This window comes from Limnoraphis robusta BA-68 BA1, assembly GCF_034932365.1.
GTDB classification, from domain to species: Bacteria; Cyanobacteriota; Cyanobacteriia; order Cyanobacteriales; family Microcoleaceae; genus Capilliphycus; species Capilliphycus robustus.
This window is the reverse complement of the sequence record NZ_JAYGHR010000002.1, coordinates 53,512-72,116: the sequence shown is the minus strand read 5'-3', so window position 1 is coordinate 72,116 and position 18,605 is coordinate 53,512. Positions and strand designations below refer to the sequence as shown.

The following is an 18,605-nucleotide window of genomic DNA, read 5'->3' as shown; positions in this document are numbered from 1 at the left end:
TTTACGGAATTTATTCCTCTCTCAGCCGTGAAACTTCTCGGCGATCCCTCAACGAATAAGTCTTCAAGCCAATCTGTCTATCTTCAGAATGATTTTTAGATCTGATCACAGCCTTAAATGCTATAATTAGCTTTAACTTAAATTAATCAATAAAAATTAATGGATTAACATAAGTTTACAAACTTCACAGAAGTAATCATCTATAACTAATCTTGTGATTGTACAAGTTCAATTATTTCAACTCCCTTAAATTAAGATTTAATCCTTTTTGATGAAAACCCTTGATAAATTGATTTGAGTTCATTTTTTATCAAGCCACAAAAAATAGATGTTGTTTCATGCTATAAACAACCTCAAAACAAGTCCTTTATCACATCAATACCTTCTCTAAACGTTTCTATGAAACCCATTATCGGCTATTCCCTTTCTGAGCAAATCTATAGTAGCTCTCGAACTCTAATTTATCGCGCACAGCGAGAACAGGATCAGCAGTCTGTGATTATTAAACTCCCTCGTTATCCTTATCCCAATTTTAGCGAACTTGCTCAATATCGCAACGCTTATACTTTGATCAAAAATCTGAATTTACCTGGAGTGGTTCGGATGTTAGCAATACAACAAGTCGATCAACGTCTTGCCTTAATTATGGAAGACTTCGGGGCAATTTCCCTAGATTTACATTTTGAAAAACAACGCAATCGAGGTCTAGAAACGACGGATGAAGGAATCAATAAATTTCTAAATATTGCTCAACAAATTGCTCAAACATTAGAACAACTCAATCAATACAAAATCATTCATAAAGACATTAAACCCCACAACGTTATCATTAATCCATCGAGTCAAAAAATTCAACTCATCGACTTTGCCAATGCTTCTAAACTTCCCAAAGAAACTCCAGAAATCAATAATATTTCTGCAATTGAAGGGACAGTCAGTTATATCTCTCCTGAACAAACTGGACGCATGAATCGAGGCATTGATTATCGCAGCGATTTCTATTCAGTTGGGGTCATGTTTTACGAACTTCTGACTGGACAGCTTCCCTTTATTTCTGATGATCCACTGGAATTAATCCATTGTCATATGGCTCGTGAACCCATTTCTCCCAAAGAGAGAATCGCTACAATTCCGGAGACTATCAGTAATATTGTAATGAAATTAATGGCAAAAATGCCAGAAGACCGCTATCAAAGTGCAAGCGGACTGAAGCATGATTTAGAACTCTGTATACAACGGTGGAAAATTAATCATAATATCCCCAATTTTCCTTTGGGAAATTACGATATTTCTAACCTTTTTTCTCTGCCTGAAAAACTCTATGGTCGTGAAAAAGAAGTTGAAATTTTGCTGACTATTTTTGAACGAGTTTCTCAAGGCAGTCGAGAAATGATGTTAGTCGGGGGACAGTCAGGAATTGGAAAATCTGCCCTTGTTCACGAAATTCATAAACCCATTGTTCGCCAACGGGGATATTTTATCAGTGGTAAATTTGATCAATTTAAACGAGATATTCCTTTTTCTGCTTTTGTTCAAGCTTTTCAAAATTTGATTCAACAACTCTTGAGTGAAACAGAAATTGCCATTCAACATTGGAAAGCAAGCATTCTTTCTGCATTGGGAGAAAGCGCCCAAGTCATTATCGATGTCATTCCTGAATTAGAACTATTAATCGGTTCTCAACCTCCTGTACCCAAACTCGAAGCAACAGCAGCAGAAAATCGTTTTAAATTGTTATTTAGTAAGTTTACTCAAGTTTTTACCACTGCCGATCACCCCTTAGTTATTTTTTTAGATGATTTACAATGGGCGGATTTAGCGTCACTGAAATTAATTCAACTGTTAATGACAGAGCCAGATACTTGTTATTTATTATTAATTGGAGCTTATCGCAATAATGAAGTCAGTCAAGCTCATCCCTTAACGCTAACCCTTGATGAAATTTGCACTGCGGGAGCAAGTGTACATCACATGAGTTTGAAACCGCTAGAGTTTGAACACCTGAATCATTTAGTTTCTGAGAGTTTAAAATGTCCCCTAGCTAAAGCAAATTCTTTGACTAAAGTCGTTTATCAAAAAACACAAGGTAATCCTTTCTTTAGTAGTCAATTTCTCAAGGCATTACATCAAGATGGATTGATTTTTCCTAATTTAGAGTTGGGTTTTTGGCAGTGGGATAGAGCCAAAGTTGAAAGTTTGACGATGAGTTCTGATGTTGTAGAATTCATGGCAGATCAGTTACAAAAATTACCCTTAGAAACTCAAAATACTCTGAAACTAGCGGCTTGTATTGGAAATGTATTTGATCTAGAAACGTTAGCTGTTGTTTCTGAAAAGTCTCCGACTCAAACAGCCAATTATTTATGGAGTGCTTTAAAAGCTGGCTTAATTACTCCGGTTGATGGAATGTACAAATTTTTTGCTGAAAATGAATTGGAAACCACTCAGGAAGAATTCACAGTTAAAAAAGAAATTACTCGATATAAGTTCCTCCATGATCGGGTTCAACAAGCAGCTTATCGTTTGATTTCTCAAGATAAAAAACAAGCAACACATTTAAAAATTGGGCGATTACTATTGAGAGTGACTTCAGAAATAGAAAGAGAAGAAAAACTCTTTGAAATCACCAATCATTTTAACCAAGGTGTGCAGTTAATTCAGGAACAAGCAGAAAAATATCAACTCGCAGAACTCAATCTGATCACGGGACGGAAAGCAAAAGTTTCTACCGCTTATGCAGCCGCAGTTAACTATTTGCGAATGGGTCTAGAGTTATTAGAAGAAACCAGTTGGCAGTCTCATTATGATCTAGCTTTTGAACTTCATAAAGAACGAGCTGAATTAGAATATTTGAATGGAAACTTTGAACAAGCAGAACGATTCATCTATTTGACGTTATTAAAGGCTAAAACGGTTGTTGAAAAGGCAGAAATATACAATTTACTGATCGTCCAACATAGCTTTAGAACTCAATTTAAAGAAGCAATTAGAGTTGGAATTACAGCCTTGAAACTTTTAGGATTTGATCTGTCTCAATCTCAAGTTAAAACAGCTTTAGACTCCGAATTTTTAGAGGTTCAGTCTCGCTTTAGACATCAAGAAATTTCTGCTCTCATTGACCATCCAGAACTACAAAAGCCAGAGTATCGAGTCGCCATCAAAATTTTAAGCAATATCGAACCCGGTGCTTATTTTACGAATCCAGATTTGTGGTCATTTATTGTTACAAAAATGGTTAGTATTTCTCTCAACTATGGTCATATTTCTGAATCTTCTTTTGGTTATGCGACCTATGCCCTTCTGTTGATTTTAAAATCACAAAACTATCAGGTTGGTTATCAGTTGGTTCAGTTAGCAATTGCTTTGAGTGAACGCTTTCAGGATCAGGGCTATAAATGCCGAAATTGTACGGCTTTTGTCGCTGTTATTAATCATTGGGTCAAACCCATGAACGAGATCTCTAGAATCGCTTACGAAGGATGTCAGGCGGGTTTAGAAGCAGGAGAGTTGCAATATTCTGGTTATATCTTGGCTTACCAGGCGGTGAGTTTATTTTACTGTGAAGAAAACTTAGAAAGTTTCATCAAAAAATTGTCTGAGTATTTAGTCTTTTCACGTAAAATTAGTAATCAACACGCCACTAACATTATTTTGGGATTGATTTTGGGTGCCACATTCTTTTTAGGAAAAGTTAAAGTAGAAGAATTGCTAGGAGAGCAACTCCTGAGTGAAGCTCAGTATCTTGCTCAATGCAGAGAAAATAAAACATCAATGGGAATCTGCTTCTATGAGATTATAAAAACTCAAGCTTTATTCACGTTTGGAAAGTTGAAGGAAGCAGAACGAACTTTACGAGAATCTCAGCTATTGATTCAGTATATTCCGGGTTTTATTTCAACCGCACAACTCAACTTTCTTGAGTCTTTAATTTTATCTCATTTAGATTCTGAAGCTTCACCAGAAAATCAAGAAAACTATCAGATCCAGATTCAAACCAACCAACAACAAATTAAAATTTGGGCAGCAAACTGTCCTGAAAACTTCCGGTCTCAATATTTGTTAATCGCCGCAGAACAGGCAAGAATTGAAGGAAAAAACTGGGAAGCTTTGGATTTTTATGATCAAGCAATTGCCTCAGCTAAACAACAGGGTTGGGTTCAACAAGAAGCACTCGCCAATGAACAAGCCGCTCGATTCTGGTTAGCTCAAGGTCGAGAAAAATTTGCTCAAACTTACATGATTGAAGCCTACTACAGCTATATTCGTTGGGGAGCAGTCCTTAAAATCCAACAACTAGAACAAGATTATCCGGAATTGCTGTCTCCCATTCTGCTGCGTAAAATCAACAGTATTGACTCCCTAAACTACAGCACAAATTCTTCTGTGAACCCCTCCTCTGCTTCTGTCACAGGAACTCATAATCTACTGGATTTAGCAACAGTGATTAAAGCTTCTCATGCACTGTCGAGCAAGATTAAACTCAACAATTTACTCTCGAGTTTAGTACAACTCGCGATTGAAAATGCTGGCGCACAAAAATGTGCATTGATCTGGTATAAAGAGAATCAATTAATTCTCGAAGTGATCGCTCACACCTCTTCAACTGATGTAAAATCGGATTCTCATCCCTCTCTTGACTCCTTTGATCTTCCTTTAATTCCCGTGAATTTGTGTCAAGATTTACCTCAATCTTTGATTAACTATGTTTGGCGAACTCAACAGTCTTTAGTTTTAGATGAAGCGGCTGATTATGCCTTCTGGATGAGCGATCCTTATATTAGCAAACATCAACCGAAATCCATCCTTTGTACTCCGGTTGCCAAGCAAGGTCAACAGGTTGGAGTTCTTTATTTAGAAAATAATTTGGTCAGTGGTGCTTTTACTCCTGAACGTTTGCAACTCCTGGAATTAATTACAACTCAAGCCGCAATTTCTATAGAAAATGCTCGGCTTTATGATAATTTGGCACTCGCCAAGTCTCAATTAGAAGCGACGAATCAAACCTTAGAGCAAAAAGTTCAGGAACGAACTCAACAATTACATACAAAAAATAAGTGTTTAGCTCAAACTTTAAAAGAACTTAAACAGACTCAAGCAAAATTGATTCAAACTGAAAAAATGTCTAGTTTAGGACAATTAGTGGCGGGAGTCGCTCACGAAATTAATAACCCGGTTAACTTTATTTTTGGGAACATTGCTCATGCTCAAGAATATGCAGAAGACTTGTTAAAAGTGATTCAAGCCTATCAAAAATATTATCCTGAACCTGTAGAAGCAATGCAAGATTTAATCGAAGATGTGGATTTAGAGTTTTTAGTTGAAGACTTACCGAAATTGTTAAGCTCGATGAATGTGGGAGCCAATCGAATTCGAGAAATTGTTGAATCACTGCGGAATTTTTCTCGATTAGATGAAGCGGAAGTTAAATCAGTTGATATTCACGAAGGGATTGACTCAACGTTAATGATTCTGCAAAATCATTTGAAAGCAAAGCCAGATGAACTTGCTATTGAATTGGTGAAAAACTACAGCAATTTACCTAAAATAGAGTGTTACCCTGGACAACTCAATCAAGTGTTTATGAACATTCTCTCTAATGCAATTGATGCTCTCCAACACAAGAGAAAAGAAACGGGTTCTCCTCAGAGAAAAATTACCATCACGACCGAAGCGACAACAGCTCAAACCGTGAAAATTAAGATCACCGATAATGGTATAGGAATGAGTGAACAAGTACAAAAGAAAATTTTTGATCCCTTTTTTACGACGAAACCAGTCGGGAAAGGGACGGGATTAGGTTTAGCGATTAGCTATCAAATTGTGGTCGAACGTCATCAAGGTCAATTAAGCTGTATTTCCACTCTCAATCAAGGGACAGAATTTGTGATTGAAATTCCTGTTAGACTGTCTTCAACGGAGTGATATTGCTCAAAAAACTTAAGCTAGATTCGCCAGTTGAACGGCTAACATTTGAGCAGCATCTTTTAAAAGTTCAAGCTCCGATGATAACCAAAAACGGGAACTATCACAATGATGAGCGACTAACAATCCCCATAACTGCTGTTGATTCATTAAAATGGGAACCACTAAATTGGCTTTAACTTTTATTTGACGAAGAAAATCTTGATGACAAGAATGAATCGGTTCTCTTTCTATATCTGAAATGGCTCGGGTTCGTCCGGCGATATATAGAGCCGCATATTCATCATTAAAACATTCATCAGCCCCTTTTGAACCATAAATTGACCATTTAGGATGACTCAAAGCCTCAAATGTGACTTGTCCTTCCCATTGATGATAAAAATAATACAGTACAACCCGATTCACTTGCAGCGTTTTTTGCAGTCGATCCAATGTTTCTTGTACGAGAACATCTCGTTTCTCATGGGCTTGAAAACGTTCAATAAACCTTCGCAAGCCGGGATCACTAGATGGATACAAAACTCTATTGAGGTGAAAATCGGGGTGAAATTCCTGATTTGCCGTCATTGTACAAAGTGAGATAAAATTATCGTGTTCTGAGTATATCTACATAAGATAAGGGGTATTGTAGCATAGTTTTCAAAAAATTAAAATTTCCAGTCAAGAACTTATAAAGCACTAAGAAAATACACCTAGTATTAACCGTTATCACTGTTGTCGGGGCGGGTTCTGTCCCCATGTATATTTTCTCAGCAAAAACCTCAATAAACCCGCTCTTGCCATTTCCTGTAAAGTGCTAAAAGACAAAAAAATCGCATCCCCTCAAAAGGAAGATGCGGCGATCAGAAACATTGTTCATTAATCCCTGACTTTAACAAGTTGCTATCGCCTCTCTATTCATTCAAAAGGTGCAGGGACAACAAACAGGGTAATATTTTCTTTTTTAACGATATGAACAACCGTTCCTGGTATTAGTCTAACATTCGTCTCACAGCGAGCATTCCACCAAGTTGCTTGAAATTTAACTCGACCTTGGCGATAGGGCTGGATTTCTTCAGAAACAATTCCTTCTCCCAAAATCTTTATCGGGTTAGACTCACAAGGCGTGGTGTGTATTTTATTGCGAAAAAACATCGTTCTATCTCCCTTGCGTAAATCGAAAATCAGCCAGTAGAGGAAACTTGGGCTTTGAATAGCCTGTAGGGTATTGCAAGGCTTGTATGGCAATTCTTGTCTGTTAGAATAGCCTTCTACTTAACTATCACCTTACCCTGGTTATTCTATGAAAGAAATTCAAGCTGTTTAGGTTCCGAAAGTGGAACCATGTCCTCTAACCCAAGACATCACTTTGATTTTCCTCTGGTGATCGGGCTGAGGTCTGCTTGAGAGATCCTGCTAAACATTACCCTAGAAAAGTTGAGATCACCATCCTCTATGGAATCTCTACTAGCAATGGATCTATAAAGATGAGATGAAATCCGGAATGAATAAAATATTATAGGGGTTAAAATGTATATCAATATACATTAGGATTAGCAAAAGATCATCAAACACCATTTGCCCCACAGGGCCTATTTTAGGGTCAGTTCACCCTTTGTCCACTCTCTATAATTTGTTCCCCATCGCGAAAATATTATCCTGAAAATATGTCAGAACGATACATTTTGTTTTACAAACCCTATGACGTTTTATGCCAATTTACCGATAACGATCCGACCACTTCCCCTCGCAAAACCTTAAAAGATTTTATCTCGATTCCTGGGGTTTATCCCGTCGGACGATTAGACCGCGATAGTGAAGGATTATTGCTTCTCACCAATCAAGGTAAAATCCAACATCGCTTGAGTCATCGCCAATTTCATCACCCTCGAACTTACTGGGTTCAGGTGGAAAATATACCGGATGAAACCGCCTTGAATTCCCTGCGATCCGGTGTTAATATTAAGGACTATCAAACTCGACCCGCTCAAGTTAAAATTCTCCCAACTGAACCGGCTTTACCCCCTCGTGACCCGCCGATTCGTTTTCGCAAAACAGTACCCACCGCTTGGTTAGAAATCACCCTCACCGAAGGGCGAAATCGTCAAGTTCGTCGGATGACCGCAGCCGTTGGGTTTCCTACTTTGAGATTAATTAGAGTCGCGATCGCTCATTTACAGTTAGACGGACTCGAACCCGGTCAATGGCGCTCATTAACTCAAATTGAAGTTCAAAACTTATACAAAATTACAGGGTTTTGAAATTGATCAACAGGACGAACCAACGAATCAGTTTGATAAAAGCTGAAAATCAAATCTATAGCGATCGCACAAATTGAGTCAGCCCGAATCATTATATTTTTAGAAAGAATCTTCAACCGATCCCTTATGATCTTGACACTCCCCGCCATAAATGACGGGGATTCTTGGTTCACAGATCGCACTTTCCAACGCAGGAATCATCCAACATTAAAAGAGGTGCAAACTCCCCAAGCTTTAAAGATCCGGTCTGCCCGACCGTACTTAGGGCTTTTTTCAGGATGTTTTTAGCCGCGTTAACGTCTCTATCTTCACAATATCCGCATGAACAAACATGGGTTCTTGTTGATAGAGATTTTGTTACTTTTTTTCCACAGTTAGAACAGTCAGCAGATGTATTATGGGGAGCTACAGGTATTGTTAGCTTTCCATATTTTATTGCAAAATATTCTAACCAATGACGAAAAGTAGACCAGGCAACATCTGAAATTGATTTAGCTAAGTGTCGATTTTTTATCATGCCTTTAACATTCAAATCTTCATAAGCGACCACATCATTAGAGTGGATTACGCAGTATGCAATTCTTTTTGCATACTCTTTACGCTGCCTACTTACTCTTAAATGTTTCCGAGCATATCGACACAAGGCTTTGTGGTAGTTTTTTGACTGCGGTTTAACCCCACGAATGTATTTCTTGGATTTTCTGCGATTAGCTCGATTTAACTGTTTTTCAGCTTTCCTGTAGAACTGAGGATTTTCTATGGTATTTCCAAAGCTATCTGCCAAGAAATATTTAATCCCAACATCTAAGCCTATTGCTTTTCCTGTTGGTTCAGTTTCTATTCGCACATCAACTGAAATACAAAACTGCACATAGTATCCATCGGCTCTCTTCACTAACCTAACTCGCTTAATGTCTTCGAGTTGGTAGAAATGAAGATCATAGGTTCCCTTTAGCTTCAGCTTACCGATATTGTTCTTATCGGTGAAAGTAATATGTTTCCTGTTCTCTGAAAGCTTCCATCCTGAAGTCTTGTATTCAACAGAACGAGCGTGTTTCTTGAACTTAGGAAACCCCTTCAAACCGGGTACTTTTTTCTTGCAGTTGTTGTAGAATCTGCTAATTGCACTCCAAGTACATTCAGCCGCAGACTGCCTAGCTTGAGAGTTAAGTCTGTGAGCAAAAGGATATTGTTTAGCCAACACCTTGCAATATTTGTTGAGGTCGTACTTGCTCACCATTTTGTTGTCCATCCAGTATCTTAAACAAGAGTTTCGGATGAACTTGTAGGAGCGTATCGCCTCGTCAATTGCTTGATACTGGCTATCTTTACCTTTTGCTTTAAACTCAAAAACTATCAATTCGGACTACTTACCTTTTAATTTATACCGAACATGATAGCATAGATTTGTTAAAGACAACCACATCGAGCGGTTGTTTTTGACTTTGGGGAGTCCATGTATCCCCGCCCTCAAGAGCGGGGTTTTATTGCTCCCCAAACCCCACGTCTGATAAAATGAAAAACAATTAAACTTGAGTTAATCCTGTGAACTTTCAATCCGTCATTGCCACTTTACATCAATTTTGGAGCGATCGCGGTTGTTTAATCGCCCAACCCTACGACACCGAAAAAGGGGCGGGAACCATGAGTCCCCATACCTTCCTACGGGCGATTGGCCCTGAACCTTGGTCTGTCGCTTATATTGAACCCTGTCGTCGTCCCACCGATGGACGTTATGGCGAAAATCCTAACCGTTTTCAACATTATTATCAATATCAAGTCCTGATTAAACCCTCTCCAGATAACATTCAAGAGGTTTATTTAGACTCTCTAAGAGCGCTCGGAATTCAACCCGAAGATCATGATGTGCGGTTCGTCGAAGATAACTGGGAATCTCCCACTTTAGGCGCTTGGGGAGTCGGTTGGGAAGTCTGGTTAGACGGAATGGAAATTACCCAGTTTACCTACTTTCAACAATGCGGTGGAATTGATTGTCGCCCCGTTTCAATAGAAATTACCTACGGACTTGAACGACTCGCCATGTATCTTCAAGACGTCGATGCCATGACTAAAATTGCTTGGACAGATACTATTAATTATGGGGATATTCATCTTCAGGGCGAAGTCGAACATTGTACCTACAATTTTGAAGCCTCTAATCCCGAATTACTCTTTACACTCTTTAGTTTGTACGAACAAGAAGCCGAACAATTAATCGAAAAAGGATTAGTTTTACCCAGTTTAGACTATGTTCTAAAATGTTCTCACAGCTTTAATCTCTTAGATGCGCGAGGCGTGATTGCTGTGACTGAACGAACTCGTTATATAGGCAGAATTCGCAACTTAGCCCGACGAGTCGCCCAACGCTATTTAGAACAGCGAGAAACCTTGGGATTTCCGTTGCAAAAATCTGCTTAATGGGCAGAATATAAATTTTTTCAGAAGGAGAGGGCTGAGAGTAGTAGACAGTGATCACTTAGCAGCGAAAACCGCAATCAAAACTCACAGAACTGTTAACTGTAAACTATTCACTGATTACTGCTTTCTACCTTTCTCTCCGTAACTACTTTTAGCATTCTTTAAACTCATCTGATCAATTTTAAACTCGATGAGTAGACATTAAACGAATCAAAGACAGAGTAGCCGCATCCGCAATCAATTCTTGCAGTATTCTGCCCGTTTGCTCTGATGGCCATTGCCATTCAGTTTCAGACTTTTTCCCCATCGGCGAAACAAACTTCAGAACATAAGCGATCGCCTGAGTTTTATCAATAGACTGGGTAATCTGGCTCGGAAGGGTTCCGAGTTGAAGTTCAACTTCTCTCACCACCCAGGATTCGAGGGTTGGACACTCTAGCGGCATTGAGTTTACAAGCATTTGACTCATCAGACTGGTATAGAGTTGAGATGAACGAATATCCATCAATGTACAGAGGATACAGATGAACTAACATCTGTCAATAGTACATATAGCTCGAGTTTTGACACTTATGCGTTGTCTGATCAGAAAAAAAGCCTCTATCCCCAGAGAGAGTTCTTTTTCAGGAAAATCGGGTGTCGCCGGAAACCGCGCCCGTCGCAAGGCAAGCGCTGATAACTGTAAACTGTAATCAAGCCCGCCCCTACTCACGCCTCACTTGTTAAACTGATATTTAACCTATTGACAAACAGCTTCAATGATCACATCCGTAGAATATCAGCAACGACGCGAACAGTTGATGGCAAAAATCGGCACCGGAACGGCTATTTTCAGAAGTGCGCCGATGGCAGTTATGCACAATGATGTCGAATATAATTTTCGTCAAGATAGCGATTTTTTCTACCTCACAGGTTTTAACGAACCCAACGCCGTTGCGGTACTTGCGCCCCATCACGAAAAACATAAATTTGTGCTATTTGTACAGCCAAAAGACCCAGAAAAAGAAACCTGGACAGGATATCGCACAGGCGTAGAAAAAGCCAAAGAAGTTTATGGGGCGGATGAGGCTTATCCCATCGCGGAACTTGATGAAAAATTACCGCAATATTTGCAAAAAGCTGATCGCATCTATTACCGTTTAGGACAAGATGAAGCGTTTAATAATAAAGTCCTGAAACATTGGCAAAAATTAATGCGAGTTTATCCTAAACATGGCACTGGCCCGATTGCCTTACAAGATGCGGGTACTCTTCTCCATCCGATGCGTTTACTCAAGAGTGAAACTGAATTAGAGTTGATGCGAAAAGCGGCAAATATTTCGGTTAAAGCCCATAATCATGCTCGAACTTTTGCCCAAGCCGGACGCTATGAATATGAAATTCAAGCGGAAATGGAACATCTTTTTGGCTTGAATGGAGGAACGCCTGCTTATCCGTCTATTGTCGCATCAGGGGCAAATGCTTGTATTCTGCATTATGTCGAAAATAATCGACAGCTTCAAGAGGGAGATTTGTTATTAATTGATGCGGGATGTTCCTACAAATATTATAACGCAGATATTACTAGAACTTTCCCCATTGGAGGCAAGTTTACTCCCGAACAAAAAACAATTTATGAGATTGTTCTCAAGGCTCAAATTGCTGCCATTGAACAAGTTAAACCTGGTAATCCTTACCAACAAGTTCACGATTCAGCCGTGCGGGTAATTGTTGAAGGATTGATGGAGTTAGGGCTATTAACCGGAGACATTGAGGAGATTATAAAAGAGGAAAAATACAAGCCTTTTTATATGCACAGAACCGGTCATTGGTTGGGGTTAGATGTGCATGATGTTGGGGTTTATCAATGGGGAGAAAACCCTCAAGAGTTACAACCAGGACAAGTATTAACGGTTGAACCAGGAATTTACATTTCACCCGAAATTAAACCCGTAGAAGGACAGCCAGAAGTTGATCAACGTTGGCGAGGAATTGGCGTAAGAATAGAAGATGATGTGTTAGTAACGCCCCAGGGTTATGATGTCTTAACTGCGGGTGTACCCAAGTCTATTGAGGAGATGGAAGGCTAAAATAAAAGAGAATTTCTCAAGCTTTCTTTGACAATAGCAGTCCTCAATAATTTGTAAGTGCAAGATTCCTATTTTTTCAAAGAAGCTTATATTTCGCAACTCAAATTCAATTTCTAGATAGAGTTTATGAGTTTGGGTTGCGACTTTCCGCTCAAAAATAGAGATAAACTTAAGCAAAACCACTCTTTAAATAGACAAAAACTTTTTTGGTTGATTTTTTAAAATGAAAAATATGTCTTTATATAGAAGTTTCCCACAGAAAAATTTAAGTCTATCTCAACAATTTAATCGGTAGACCGAACCGAATAACTAGACAACCATACCACAACCGTTGAAATTCGTAATTTTCCCTGTTTCTAAAGTTAAGTAAGGATTAAAAACTGCCTTGATGAAAGGGTTTCGGAGAAATGTTAAATTAGATAAAGGAAAATAAAATTTACAATTCTCAACGCTATACTATAATTAAAAGAAAGAAGTAAAGAGTTGAATAAAAATTCAGTCTATAAAATTCTTGAATTTTTTTTATCTTAATTCAAAAAATCAATCTTGCCATTGTTAAAGAAAGTCAGGTTTTTCAATCTTTTCAAGCTCATCTATTTGTCAACTCAATCTAGCTGTAATCACAGGGAGAACGATATGAACGAACGTGATAAATTCCTATATCCGAAAAATAATTACCGAGGTGACTTCACGCCGGAAAACCTGGTTTTCAATTCAAACTTGCAAGAGTTTGCACAGAAGGTCAACTATATTTGTGGCTTAGAAACCAACGGCAAAATCACATCAGAGGAAGCCTATTACCGGATTAAAAGCCTTTGGAAACAGCTAAAATCTTCTAAAAAGAACCTCAACATCGGTGATGGAGATTCAGAGGATAACAACGGGAATTCTCACCCCTAATGTGATATCATCAGCCAACAGTATCAATGCTATGCTGATTTTTGTGGGTCTGAAAACGAAGAATGTCTAAGTCCGTTACCGTTACTATTCCGGCAACAACAGCCAACTTAGGGCCAGGTTTTGATTGTATTGGTGCAGCGTTAACCTTGTACAATATCCTTAAAATCTCTGAACAGGATTTATCAGCCGAAGAAACCTCAACTCAGGCGATGATCACCGTTCAAGGTGTGGATGCTGAACGCCTATCAACCGATCAAGATAATCTCGCCTATCAAGCCTTTATCAAACTTTACCAGCATCTCGGTCAATCTCCGCCACCAGTCAAGCTGGAGATTAACTTAGGGTTTCCCCTGGCCAGAGGCTTGGGAAGTTCAGCCACCGCCATTGTCGGAGGGTTAGTCGGGGCTAACGCCTTTGCAGGTTCACCCCTGAGTCAAACCGAAGTGATGAACTTGGCGATCGCAATGGAAGGACACCCCGATAACGTAGTTCCGGCGTTGTTGGGAAACTGTCAACTCTCCGTCGCCGCCTCCCAAAGCCATTGGGAAATATGCGAAATTCCCTGGCATCCGAGTATTATTCCGATTGTTGCCATTCCCAACTTTGAACTGTCTACAACCGAAGCCCGTCGAGTCTTACCAACCGAGTATAGTCGAACAGATGCCATTTTTAACACCGCTCATTTAGGCTTGTTAGTACGAGGCTTAGAAACGGGAAAGGAAAATTGGCTGCGAGTCGCCATGCAAGACAAAATTCATCAACCCTATCGTCAATCTCTGATTATCGGTTATGAAGCGGTACGTTTGGCTGCGATCAACGCAGGCGCCTATGAACTGGTGATCAGTGGAGCAGGGCCAACTCTCCTCGCCCTGAGTGATGCAACTTCAGCACCCGATGTAGCTTTAGCGATGGCAGAGGCTTGGCATCAATTTAGTGTTAAAGTAGAAGTGCGATCGCTACAAATTGATACTCAAGGGGCGGAATTTACAGTTTACAGTGAACAGTGAACAGCTTTTACAGTTTACAGTTTACAGTGAACAGTGACCAGTGGGGACAGTTATCAGTGAACAGTGACCAGTGACCAGTGGGGACAGTTATCAGTGACCAGTGGGGACAGTTATCAGTGACCAGTGACCAGTGACCAGTGGGGACAGTTATCAGTGACCAGTGAACAGTGACCAGTTTTTGCCTGTTGCCTGTTGCATGAGCGCCTTTTGCCTCTTGCCTCTTGCCTCTTGCCTTTTGCCTTTTGCATGATTGCCTTTTGCCTTTTCCAAGATTGCCTAGCGCCGAAGCGCTATATTTGTTGTGAACGACTCACCCCAATCATCCGGTATTCTGTATGGTGTTAGCGTCGGGCCTGGAGATCCCGAACTGATTACGCTCAAAGGGTTAAATATCCTCAAAAAAGCCCCCGTTGTAGCGTTTCCGGCGGGCATTCGAGGAAAATCTGGCATTGCAGAGAAAATTATCAGCCCTTGGCTAAATTCTCAGCAAATTCAGTTACCGTTAAACTTTCCCTACATTCAAGACGAGACAATTTTAACAGAAGCTTGGCAACTCGCCGCCCAACAGGTTGGGGAATATCTCGCCCAAGGAAAAGATGTGGCGTTTGCTTGTGAAGGGGATGTGAGTTTTTACAGTACCTTCACTTACCTGGCACAAACCCTACAAGAAATCCGTCCTCAACTGAAAGTGGAGGCAATACCCGGAGTGTGTTCTCCTCTGGCGGCTGTAGCCAGTCTGGGAATTCCGCTCACGATCAGAGAGCAACGTTTAGCCGTATTGCCTGCATTGTATACGATGAGTGAGTTAGAAAAGACTTTGGATCAGGCGGATGTTGTGGTGTTGATGAAAGTGAGTTCAGTCTATTCGCAAGTTTGGCAATTATTACAGCAGCGAGACTTGCTCGAAAATGCCTACGTGGTGGAATGGGCGACGCACCCTCAGCAACAGATTTATGCAGGGTTAAGCGATCGCCCTAACTTGCAATTATCTTATTTTTCGTTAATGATTGTCCAGGGGATTCGGTGAACTACCCCGCCCACTTGCGGGACGGGGCTTCCCAACTCAACAGCAACCGCCTCTACGGATGACTTACGCCCCCGCTTTGGTCTTACATTGCCTCCTTGGGCAGTAGCGCTGGTTCCCAACGCTAATAAACGCAAGCCTTCATCTCGAATGTTAATAGCCGCATTTATGTCTCTGTCGTGCCTGGTCTTGCAATTGTGGCATTCCCAACTCCGAACATCTTGAGGTAGGCTACCCACTTGATTGAGGCATACATGACAAGTTTTGCTAGACGGGAAAAACCGACCAATTTCAAGGTACGTTTTCCCATCTTTTTCAGCCTTGTACTTCAATTGTCGGGTGAATTCCGACCAACCACAATCACTAATTGCTTTTGCTAGATTGTGGTTTTTCACCATGTTTTTGACCGCCAAATTCTCAACGATGATGACTTGATTTTCGTTCACAAATTTGCGAGAGAGTTTGTGTTGAAAGTCTTTGCGAGTGTTAGCAATACGCTCATGTAGTCGCGCTACGATGCGTCTAGCTTTAGCCCGACGCTTTGAACCTTTCTGTTTTCGTGAAAGTTTGCGCTGTTTACGCTTTAGATTTTTCTCGTACTTCTTAAGTGGCTTGGGGTTATCAAACTTTGAACCGTCAGACGTAATCGCAAAATGGGTTAATCCTACATCAATCCCAACAGCTTTACCCTGATTGCTTATTTCGGGTTCTGGCAGTCCATCATCAAACAGCAAAGAAGCATAGTATTTGCCAGTTTTGTTCATGCTAACTGTGACGGTTTTCAACTTGCCGTCAAAAACACGATGAAGTTTTGCCTTGACTTCACCAATTTTAGGGAGCTTAATTGCTCCATCCAATAGTTTTACGTGCTGTGGATACTGAATTGATTGCTTATTATTCTTACTCTTGAAGTTTGGGTATTTAGCCCGTCCCTCAAAGAAGTTAATGAACGCCTGAGATAAATTCAGGGATACAGACTGAAGCACCTGAGAATAACACTCAGTCAACCAAGGAAACTCTTTTTTGAGTTCTGGTAAACAGTCGTTATAGCCCTGTCTTGACAGTCCTTTCCCCGTTGCTTTATAGGTTTCGTTGTTCAGGTTCAGAGCGTAGTTCCACCACCATCTAGCACAGCCAAAAGCTTTTGATAAAGCTGTCTGCTGCTCAGTAGTTGGATAAATTCTGACCTGAACAACGTTTCTCATACCCCTAGTTTAGCGCAAAAAGGATTGATGGTAAGCCCGATAGATTGACTTGCCTCTCCCGCCCCACCCACGAGGGGATGGGGAATTCCCGGCAATCTTGTTAAACTAGGAATACTGAGGAGTACAGAGTCGCTGCCGTCAAAAGGGCGATCACACAACCTAGAGGTGAAGTCTGAGAGATTTTCACCTGATGATTTGACTCTAGCTTGCTATAACATAGCAGTAAAGATAGACAACTCAAAACTCAAGTTAATTGCTGGGGTCGGTGATACATCTTCTGCCTGTGCCTCAATAGACGCAAGTCGATTTCTAACCTCTAAAGTCAAGTATTATGGATTCTTCTACACCCTTTATCCAATCTGGACTAGCATCACTCCGTCAACCCGCTACAGTGGCAGTGTTGGCTTCCCTGGGAATTCATGGGTTATTTGCAGCGAATGTAGAGAAAATTTCGTTATTTTCCCGAGCGGCTCAACTTCCGCCGAGTGTAGAGTTACTAGAATTATCCCCCGAGCAAGTTGGGGGCATCTATCCCCCGCCACCGCCGAAATTTGGTTTAAGTGAAATCGCACCTCCTCCCTCGTTGGCTTCTATTTTAGGAGGCGGGCCAACGATTCCTGAGTTTCCCGTGAACGCTCCTCCTCCTCCGACTGCTGAAAGTTTTGCCAGTGTTCCCCAGGAGTTTTATACCATCCCAGTTTACCCCTCATCTGGAATCCCCGGAACGAATTTACCGCCTGTTGTGCCGCGTTCTCCAGAGAGTTACACGTTTAGCACTTTGCCTCCTTCGGTAAATATTCCTGACTTTACTCCGCCTCCCCCGAGTTCGATTCCTGAGTATACTCCCCCAGATCCAAATAGTCCTTTTCAAGATAGGAACTCACAGGAATTCGAGCAGTTTAAAACGTTTCAGGAAGAGTTTGCTAAAGGAGGTGTTACTTTCTCTGAAGCACCTGGCGAGCCGAATTTTCTCAATCCCCCTCGTACTTCCGATGATGAACCCGGAAGCGAACCGCCTCGTTTTCCACCAAAAGAGCCTTATGATGGTGTGGCGAGTGAAAAAAATACTGAGGAACCGTCTCAAACCCCTCCAGAAGAGTCTAGAGGGTCAATTCTCCAAGGTTTGCAAGAAGGTTCAGAAACAGCAGAAAATAGCAATGTTGCAGCGAATCCTCCGGTGTTTACCCAAGAGCAACCCCCTCAAGGACCGTTTTCAGAGCCAGAAAAACAAAGATATGGAGACTGGCTATTTCGTTTAGCAGAAAATTATGGCGATGTCAAAACTACTGAGCCTATCACCATTTCTGATGTTTATCCGGTAGAAGCTTGCAAACAGCAGTTGACTGGGCGAGCATTAGTAGTAGTGGTTATCGGTTCTGGGGGTGAGATTTTAGAAGAGCCAAAACTGTTGTCAGATCCGGGATATCCGGTTTTAGATGATACGGCGATTCAAAAAGTGCAGGAGTTTGTTAGCACTGAATCCTTAGCAAGAGGAAATCCGACGGCTTATCAATATGCCTTTAACTTTAGCAGCGAAAGTTGCGGCGAGGAGAGTTTACCGGAAGAAGGCGATCAGATGACCGACGAAGCTTCCGGGGAGAGTGCGGACCCGGAATCATCACAACAAGGTGAGGAATCTTTCCCCCCAGAAGGCGATCAGATGACCGACGAAGCTTCCGGGGAGAGTGCGGACCCGGAATCATCACAACAAGGTGAGGAATCTTTCCCCCCAGAAGGCGATCAGATGACCGACGAAGCTTCCGGGGAGAGTGTGAAACCGGAATCATCACAACAAGGTGAGGAATCTTTCCCCCCAGAAG

General features: G+C 40.9%; 13 protein-coding genes. 8 read left to right on the top strand and 5 right to left on the bottom strand.

The annotated features are described in order from the left end of the window. The first annotated feature begins 399 nt into the window (after nucleotides 1-399). Nucleotides 400-5,922, top strand: a complete 5,523-nt coding sequence (locus tag VB836_RS01520; RefSeq protein ID WP_323217686.1) for a trifunctional serine/threonine-protein kinase/ATP-binding protein/sensor histidine kinase — start codon at nucleotides 400-402, stop codon at nucleotides 5,920-5,922. A 15-nt stretch (nucleotides 5,923-5,937) separates the two neighbouring features. Here VB836_RS01520 and VB836_RS01515 read toward each other — a convergent pair whose 3' ends face one another. Both VB836_RS01515 and VB836_RS01510 read right to left on the bottom strand, forming a co-directional pair. Next, nucleotides 5,938-6,489 (bottom strand): GAF domain-containing protein, encoded by a 552-nt coding sequence (locus VB836_RS01515; RefSeq protein ID WP_323217685.1) that lies wholly within the window; start codon nucleotides 6,487-6,489, stop codon nucleotides 5,938-5,940. 330 nt (nucleotides 6,490-6,819) lie between these two features. Continuing rightward, nucleotides 6,820-7,056 carry an NfeD family protein gene (locus VB836_RS01510; RefSeq protein ID WP_046281341.1) on the bottom strand — a complete coding sequence of 79 codons (237 nt, stop codon included), beginning with the start codon at nucleotides 7,054-7,056 and terminating at the stop codon, nucleotides 6,820-6,822. Between the two features lie 512 nt (nucleotides 7,057-7,568). Here VB836_RS01510 and VB836_RS01505 point away from each other — a divergent pair. Continuing rightward, nucleotides 7,569-8,162, top strand: a complete 594-nt coding sequence (locus tag VB836_RS01505) for a pseudouridine synthase (RefSeq protein WP_046281340.1) — start codon at nucleotides 7,569-7,571, stop codon at nucleotides 8,160-8,162. 169 nt (nucleotides 8,163-8,331) lie between these two features. Here the strand turns inward: VB836_RS01505 and VB836_RS01500 are convergent, their stop codons facing one another. Continuing rightward, nucleotides 8,332-9,522, bottom strand: coding sequence for an RNA-guided endonuclease InsQ/TnpB family protein (locus VB836_RS01500; protein ID WP_323217684.1), 1,191 nt, complete (start codon nucleotides 9,520-9,522; stop codon nucleotides 8,332-8,334). A gap of 185 nt (nucleotides 9,523-9,707) precedes the next feature. Here VB836_RS01500 and glyQ point away from each other — a divergent pair, with 185 nt between their 5' ends. Continuing rightward, nucleotides 9,708-10,580 (top strand): glycine--tRNA ligase subunit alpha, encoded by an 873-nt coding sequence (gene glyQ, locus VB836_RS01495; RefSeq protein ID WP_046277962.1) that lies wholly within the window; start codon nucleotides 9,708-9,710, stop codon nucleotides 10,578-10,580. Between the two features lie 181 nt (nucleotides 10,581-10,761). On the opposite strand, the gene VB836_RS01490 is transcribed toward glyQ, so the two are convergent. Continuing rightward, complete coding sequence (locus tag VB836_RS01490) at nucleotides 10,762-11,085, bottom strand: hypothetical protein (RefSeq protein WP_323217683.1); 324 nt, start codon at nucleotides 11,083-11,085, stop codon at nucleotides 10,762-10,764. A gap of 253 nt (nucleotides 11,086-11,338) precedes the next feature. Here VB836_RS01490 and VB836_RS01485 point away from each other — a divergent pair, with 253 nt between their 5' ends. The 4 genes from VB836_RS01485 to VB836_RS01470 all read left to right on the top strand — a co-directional run bounded on the left by VB836_RS01485 (nucleotide 11,339) and on the right by VB836_RS01470 (nucleotide 15,583). After that, complete coding sequence (locus VB836_RS01485) at nucleotides 11,339-12,649, top strand: aminopeptidase P N-terminal domain-containing protein (protein WP_323217682.1); 1,311 nt, start codon at nucleotides 11,339-11,341, stop codon at nucleotides 12,647-12,649. A gap of 636 nt (nucleotides 12,650-13,285) precedes the next feature. Further along, nucleotides 13,286-13,549: a DUF7219 family protein gene (locus tag VB836_RS01480; protein WP_046279923.1), complete on the top strand. Its 264-nt coding sequence runs from the start codon at nucleotides 13,286-13,288 to the stop codon at nucleotides 13,547-13,549. Between the two features lie 62 nt (nucleotides 13,550-13,611). Then, the gene (thrB, locus tag VB836_RS01475) at nucleotides 13,612-14,556 is read left to right on the top strand and encodes a homoserine kinase (RefSeq protein WP_323217681.1); all 945 of its coding nucleotides are present in this window, start codon (nucleotides 13,612-13,614) and stop codon (nucleotides 14,554-14,556) included. A gap of 301 nt (nucleotides 14,557-14,857) precedes the next feature. Continuing rightward, nucleotides 14,858-15,583, top strand: coding sequence for a precorrin-2 C(20)-methyltransferase (locus VB836_RS01470; RefSeq protein ID WP_323217680.1), 726 nt, complete (start codon nucleotides 14,858-14,860; stop codon nucleotides 15,581-15,583). Here the strand turns inward: VB836_RS01470 and VB836_RS01465 are convergent. Continuing rightward, on the bottom strand, nucleotides 15,547-16,785 hold the full coding sequence (locus VB836_RS01465; protein WP_323217679.1) for an RNA-guided endonuclease InsQ/TnpB family protein: 1,239 nt from the start codon (nucleotides 16,783-16,785) through the stop codon (nucleotides 15,547-15,549). The two genes, VB836_RS01470 and VB836_RS01465, sit on opposite strands and share 37 nt — an antisense overlap. Nucleotides 16,786-17,116: 331 nt before the next feature. On the opposite strand from VB836_RS01465, the gene VB836_RS01460 reads away from it, so the two are divergent. Further along, nucleotides 17,117-18,605 (top strand): energy transducer TonB (locus tag VB836_RS01460; protein WP_323217678.1); only part of this gene is annotated, 1,489 nt, incomplete at its 3' end.